Consider the following 6,377-nt stretch of genomic DNA (forward strand, 5'->3'; position numbering starts at 1 on the left):
CAGCCGTCGGCGGAGCCGGCCTACAGAGAGTCGTCGCACAGCGCGCCGATCGGCGCCACCACGCGGTCGGCGCCGTCGACCCAAACGGCCGCCCCACTCCTGATGTCCGGGGCGAGCAAACCCTGATTGTGAGAAGGCCACTGCACGAACTCATGTCCGGCCAATTCGTCCTGAACCACGGACGCAACCCATACCATGGCCTGCTCCGAAGTCGTGTCGAATGCGAAACCCCGACCCACTGAGAACGAGCCCAGATCTACCTCATCCGTCAATGACGTAAATCCAATCGACACTGAACGATTGGAGAACACCGTGAGTGCCCACTCGACGCCATCGAAGCTGACCGCTCTCCCCTGTCGCCGACATCGAAGATCGCGGGCGATCGCCGCCAGCGCTGCAACCCATCCACCTGGAACTTCCGATGAGGCCTCACCGAACAATGGAACCCGCCACTCGTGCACGACCTCCGGGAACACCATGGCCTTACTCTGTCAGATCACACTTGCACGTTGCGTCGACGTAGCCAACCCGTTTTGCGGCAGGTGTTTCATCCAGGCCGGCTGCCCTATCGACAGCAGTTCGGGTCGAGTACCACGCACAGTGCCTGCAGCGCTTCGGGTTTGGCCTGGTGAAAGACGTTCATACCGCGTCGGTCGGAGATCACCAGCCCTGCTTTGCGGAGCTGCCCCAGATGGTGACTGACCGTGGACTCGCTCAACTCGAGCGCCGCGGCCAGATCGCCGCTGGTCTCCTCTCCTGGGCGCGAGCTGAACAGTAGAGACATGATTTTGACCCGCATCGGATCGGCGAGCGCCTTGAGTCGCATCGCCACCTCCAGAGCGTCAGCGTCACTGAGGGGCCCGGCGGCCACCGGCGAGCAGCACACCGGTGCGGACATGTCGATCGCGGGCAGCGCTTTGGGCATGGACCCATCTTGCCACATATTCTTGACATATATCGAAAAGGTGGCAGGCTGGCATCGACGTATTGGTTCGATATATGTCTCAGCCTTAGTGGGAGGTCCATCATGTCCCGTGTTCAGTTGGCGCTCAATGTCGACAATCTCGACGAGGCGATCACGTTCTACTCCAAACTGTTCGACACTGCGCCGGCCAAGGTGAAGCCCGGCTACGCCAACTTCACGGTCGCCGAGCCGCCGCTGAAGTTGGTGCTGCTGGAAAACCCCGGCAAAGGCGGCACCATCAACCACCTCGGGGTCGAGGTCGAATCCAGCGACAAGGTGCACGACGAGATCGCCCGGTTGACCGGCGAAGGATTGTTCACCGACGAGGAGATCGGCACCACGTGTTGTTTCGCCACCCAGGACAAAGTCTGGGTGACCGGCCCTGCCGGCGAGAAATGGGAGGTCTACACCGTGCTCGCCGACTCCGACACATTCGGCACCAGCCCTCAACTCCTCGCCAACGGTGAGGACGGAGTGTGCTGCGGCGGCACTGTCGCGCAGGACCCGGCTTGATGCCGGTGGTATTCGGTGCCACCACCGCGGCGGTGGCGCCGGCATGACGGGCGCCAGCACTGCACCATCTCCGGTGGTCGGCAAGCTCTCCACCCTTGACCGGTTCCTTCCCGTCTGGATCGGCGTGGCCATGGCCGCCGGGCTCTTGTTGGGCCGCTGGATCCCCGGCTTGAACACCGCACTGGAAAAGGTTCAGATCGACGGGATTTCACTGCCCATCGCCCTGGGTCTGTTGATCATGATGTATCCGGTGCTGGCGAAAGTTCGCTATGACCGCCTCGACACGGTCACCGGCGACCGCAAACTGCTGATCTCCTCGCTGCTGTTGAACTGGGTGCTGGGCCCGGCGTTGATGTTCGCGCTGGCCTGGCTGCTGTTGCCGGACCTGCCCGAATACCGCACCGGCCTGATCATCGTCGGGTTGGCCCGCTGTATCGCGATGGTCATCATCTGGAACGACCTGGCTTGCGGCGACCGTGAAGCCGCCGCCGTCCTGGTCGCACTCAACTCGATATTCCAGGTCGTCATGTTCGCCGTGTTGGGCTGGTTCTACCTCTCAGTGCTGCCTGGCCGGCTCGGCCTGGAACAGACGACGATCGACACATCACCGTGGCAGATCGCCAAATCCGTCCTCATCTTCCTGGGTATCCCGCTGATCGCCGGGTACCTCTCCCGCCGCATCGGAGAGAAGACCCGGGGCCGTGACTGGTACGAATCCAAGTTCCTGCCCAAGGTCGGGCCGTGGGCGCTCTACGGGTTGCTGTTCACCATCGTGATTCTCTTTGCCCTGCAAGGTGATCAGATCACCAACCGACCCTGGGACGTGGTCCGCATCGCGCTGCCCCTGTTGACGTATTTCGCGGTCATGTGGGGCGGCGGCTATCTGCTCGGCACCCTGCTCGACCTCGGATACGAACGGACCACCACCCTGGCGTTCACCGCCGCGGGCAACAACTTCGAACTCGCCATCGCGGTGGCGATCGCCACCTATGGCGCCACCTCCGGACAAGCCCTGGCCGGCGTCGTCGGCCCGCTGATCGAAGTCCCGGTCCTCGTCGCGCTGGTCTATGTCTCCCTGGCGCTACGCAAACGGTTCCACCATCACACCTCCGAGCACACCGACGGCGCACCGGCGAGATCGGAATGATCGTTTACAGCCCGGACGGTACGACCTTGCCGTTCACCGTCACCTCGACCTGACCGGTCTTCGTGTTGTACTCGATCTTGCCGTGCTCGAACGTCGTCGTGACGAGATCGCCGTCGGTGTTCTCGTCACTGGTCGGCACGCCCAACGGACCCGCCGAGCCATTGTCACCGGTGACCACCGGTAGACCCTCCGGGTCGCGTGGGACGTTCCAGGCCTCCCGGATCTTGCCCCCGGTGATGAATGCCGGTGTGCCCGCCTCGTCGTTCTTGGCGACGATCGCGCCGCCCTGGAACTGCTGAAACACCACGCCACTATCCCGGGTTCCGGCGTTACGGTCACCCGTCAGCGGCTTGCCGAGGGCCTGCTTCTGCTCTTCGGTTGCCGACGAATACTTGGCGGCGATCGGACCGGTCAAAGTCACCTCGACGTCCCGCTCCCCGATGAGTTTCACTTCGTTGGCCTGCGCCGGGGCTTGAGTTGTGGAGGTGGAGATCAGTCCGACCTGGGGCGACGCCGACGGGTCGACGCTCGTGCCGTTGCCGCAGCCCACAGCGATCAGCGCGACGGCGGCGGCCAGTCCAATGGCTGCGGTGTGGCGGTTTGCGGTCGTCCTCATGGGTTTCCTCTCGCGTCTTTCCGGTGGCGGATCTCCCAGCGGAGCGTAACCGAGATCTCAGTTGATGATCGCGGCCCGATCGGCACACAGGAAGCGAGCACGAGCGTGAGCGCGATTGTTGTCGTACCTGTCTGTGATGATGACGGTATGTCCGCGACCGCAGCGCCCGCCTCCACCGAGGTCAATCCCGCGCAGCGGTTGGAGATGCTGTTCGACGAGTTGTCGGAGCTGACCGGTCAACGCAACGCCATCGACGCCCGCATCGTGGAAATCGTCGCCGAAATAGACCAGGACGGACTCTGGGGCGCCACCGGCGCTCGCTCCATCAACGCCTTGGTGGCGTGGAAAACCGGCATCACCCCACACAACGCCGAGATCGTGGTCGCCGTGGCACGACGACTCGAGGAGTTTCCCCGCTGCGCGCAAGGCATGCGCGAAGGCCGGCTGTCACTGGACCAGGTCGGTGTGATCGCCGAAAAGGCCGGCGACGGCTCCGACGCGCACTACGCCGAACTCGCCGCTGTGGCCACAGTTGACCAGTTGCGCACCGCAGTCAAACTCGAGCCAGGACCTCAACCACAGCCCGAACCCGAACCGCAGCGCTTCCTCACCAAAACCGAGACCGAGCACTACACCACGTGGCGCATCCGACTCCCCCGACTGGAAGCCGCCAAACTCGACGCCGGCCTACGCTCCCACCACGACGCACTCGTCGCCGACTGGAAACACCACCAACCCGGTGACGACAAGGACCAGGGCGAGGGCCAGGCTGACTCCGACCACGACCACGGCACTGACGACGACACCAGGACCGAGGACGGGCAGCCACCGTTTCCCAATAGTGTGGATGCCTTCATGAGCCTGATCGAAGCCGGCTGGGACACCGACGTGGCCCGCCGCCCCCACGGCCAACACACCACTGTCATCGTCCACCTCAACCTTGACAACCACGGCGACAAGCCAACCGCCGCACTGCATCTGGGCCCGCTGCTCACCGACGAAGAACGACGCTATCTGCTGTGCGAGGCCACCTTCGAAGCCTGGTTCGAACGCGACGGACAACCCATCGGCGCCGCCCGCACCACCCGCCAGATCAGCCGCCGACTGCGCCGCGCCCTCGAACACCGCGACCGCTGCTGCGTGGTGCCCGGCTGCGGAGCCACCCGCGGACTACACGCCCACCACATACGCCACTGGGAAGGCGGCGGCCCCACCGAACTGTCCAACCTCGCCCTGGTCTGCCCGTATCACCACCGCGCCCACCACCAGGGCCACATCACCATCACCGGCCCCGCCCACCAACTCACCGTCACCGACAGCCGCGGGCGATCACTGCACACCGGATCACTGGCCCGCACACCCACCAAACCCCCACCAGACGTCCCGCCCTGCCCAGGCCCAACCGGCGAACGCGCCGACTGGTGGTGGTACCAACCCTTCCAGCCACAAGCCCCACCAACAACGAACTAGGACGGCCACAGGGGCAGCTCTGTCGCGGTGCATTGCTGCGCCCCAACAGATCTCGCTTGCAGAGCTACGTCTCACCCTGCTGGACAAGCATTTTCGCTCACCCGACACCGTGACCGGTTGGCGCTCACGTGACCGGTTGCAGCGCGGCACCGGCGGCTTGGCCGTACAAGTCCGCAGCCGCGTTCATCGCGGCCTTGACAGTGTTGTAGTAGTGCGTTCCGACCCCACCGTGGCGGTACTTGCGCAGTTGCGGATTCTGGGCGAGCGTGGCCGCCAGTACCGGGTCACCGGCGATGCCATATTTCTTGAACGCCTCGGTGAAACGCGCGATGAACCGGGCGATCGACTTGTTGGGGTCTTGACGTTCGGCCACGGTGCCGAAACTGGCCTTCTCCTGGAACAGGCCGATGACCTCGTCGGCCGCGGAACCGCGGCTGCCGTAGGCCTGCACGCCCCCGGATACAGCTGGGCGGAAACCGGATTCGATTTTCGCGGTGGCGATGATGGTCTTGATCTGGTCTTCGCTCAACCGGGCCGCCTGACCTTGGCTCACGATGGCCCGGACGATGTCCTGAGCGCTGGAGTCTTTGGTCACGACCACCGGCGGTGCTGGGACGACGGCGATGGCAGGCTCGGGCGGGGCGGTGGCGGCGCTCTGGAGCGCGTCGCCCGCCGGCTGCGGGTCGACTGCGACCACTGCAGGCCGGTGCATGTGCGGAGAAACCAGCGTTGCACCACCGAGGCCAGAAACAACGAGAAGCGTGCTGACGATTCTCCTGACGTGCTTCTGTTCTCCGAATGCCTCCATCAGGCGATCGACTTTCGGCATGGTCTAGCTCTCCTCTGCGGGGGTTGAACTTGTCGGTTGTTGCGCACGGGACACCCCCACCAACCCGGCCACGCGGCGTTGAAAGGCAGGGTTGGACTACGCACTGATCGCTGATGCGACGGGCTGAGCACCGACGCGATCGGATGCGTGCCAGATAATTTGCTGTGTGCGCGTCAGCCGCGGGGACGCAAGAAATCTGCCCGCCGCTGATCCATCTCACTTGTGGCAACTACTCCCCTGATTGCCACAAAGTGATACATGTCACTGTGCCTGGTGTTATTACGTTTTGCTAATTAGCCACGCACTGTATTGGAACATTCCGAATCGCGCAAAATCGCAGTGCAGCTCAGGCCGATGGCGGCTTGTGCAGTATGATCGGTGATTGGTCGTCCATTTGCCTCAGAGTTCTCTAAGGATTGATGGTGCTCTCGCCGATCTGGCGACCCCACACATACTCGGCGGTCAATGGCTGGCCCAGTTCGAAGTGGTTGTAGGGCGCGATCGAGGCACCGGTGTCCATCACCAGATACGGCGCCGGCCACAGGTCCTTGGTGATCGGCTGCCAGCAGCCGGGCCGGCCCTCGGGGCCGCCCTTGGCGTTCACCCGCGGCAGGTTGTCGGGATAGACGTAGGGATTGGCCGCGCCGATCAGGAAGTCATGGAGCTCGAGTGCGTAGCCGTTGCGGGTCTGCTGGGCGAATCGCGGCGCAGCCTCGGCGTAGTTGCGGACGGAACACGCCAGCGCCGGGCTGTTGCGGTCGAGCATGGCCGAGGTGGGCAGCAGGTCCTGGGCGCCACGCACCAGATACGGCCCGCCCCGCTCGAAGATGTCCCCGCC

8 protein-coding genes are annotated in these 6,377 nt (G+C 64.2%); 3 read left to right on the forward strand and 5 right to left on the reverse strand.

Features of this window, described 5'->3' with window-relative positions; all coding sequences use genetic code 11:
* Window positions 1–20: 20 nt before the first annotated feature.
* Together FR943_RS14805 and FR943_RS14810 are read right to left on the reverse strand one after the other, a co-directional pair.
* On the reverse strand, window positions 21–479 hold the full coding sequence (locus FR943_RS14805; RefSeq protein ID WP_217158454.1) for a hypothetical protein: 459 nt from the start codon (window positions 477–479) through the stop codon (window positions 21–23).
* Window positions 480–565: 86 nt separating this feature from the next.
* Window positions 566–925, reverse strand: a complete 360-nt coding sequence (locus tag FR943_RS14810; RefSeq protein WP_217158456.1) for an Rv2640c family ArsR-like transcriptional regulator — start codon at window positions 923–925, stop codon at window positions 566–568.
* Between the two features lie 102 nt (window positions 926–1,027).
* Between FR943_RS14810 and FR943_RS14815 the strand changes: the two genes are divergently transcribed.
* Window positions 1,028–1,477 carry an ArsI/CadI family heavy metal resistance metalloenzyme gene (locus FR943_RS14815; RefSeq protein WP_217158458.1) on the forward strand — a complete coding sequence of 150 codons (450 nt, stop codon included), beginning with the start codon at window positions 1,028–1,030 and terminating at the stop codon, window positions 1,475–1,477.
* Window positions 1,478–1,520: 43 nt separating this feature from the next.
* Entirely contained in the window at window positions 1,521–2,624 is a 1,104-nt protein-coding gene (gene arsB, locus FR943_RS14820; protein WP_217158460.1) for an ACR3 family arsenite efflux transporter, read from the forward strand.
* Between the two features lie 4 nt (window positions 2,625–2,628).
* Here the strand turns inward: arsB and FR943_RS14825 are convergent, their stop codons facing one another.
* Window positions 2,629–3,240 (reverse strand): LGFP repeat-containing protein, encoded by a 612-nt coding sequence (locus FR943_RS14825; protein ID WP_217158462.1) that lies wholly within the window; start codon window positions 3,238–3,240, stop codon window positions 2,629–2,631.
* Window positions 3,241–3,387: 147 nt separating this feature from the next.
* On the opposite strand from FR943_RS14825, the gene FR943_RS14830 reads away from it, so the two are divergent.
* Window positions 3,388–4,710, forward strand: a complete 1,323-nt coding sequence (locus tag FR943_RS14830) for an HNH endonuclease signature motif containing protein (RefSeq protein ID WP_217158464.1) — start codon at window positions 3,388–3,390, stop codon at window positions 4,708–4,710.
* 124 nt (window positions 4,711–4,834) lie between these two features.
* On the opposite strand, the gene FR943_RS14835 is transcribed toward FR943_RS14830, so the two are convergent.
* Together FR943_RS14835 and FR943_RS14840 are read right to left on the reverse strand one after the other, a co-directional pair.
* Window positions 4,835–5,422, reverse strand: a complete 588-nt coding sequence (locus FR943_RS14835; protein ID WP_246585036.1) for a hypothetical protein — start codon at window positions 5,420–5,422, stop codon at window positions 4,835–4,837.
* A 526-nt stretch (window positions 5,423–5,948) separates the two neighbouring features.
* Window positions 5,949–6,377: MCE family protein (locus FR943_RS14840; protein ID WP_217158468.1), on the reverse strand; the 429-nt coding region annotated here is incomplete at its 5' end.

Origin of the sequence: [Mycobacterium] fortunisiensis, assembly GCF_019050325.1 — a bacterium.
GTDB lineage: Bacteria > Actinomycetota > Actinomycetes > Mycobacteriales > Mycobacteriaceae > Mycobacterium > Mycobacterium fortunisiensis.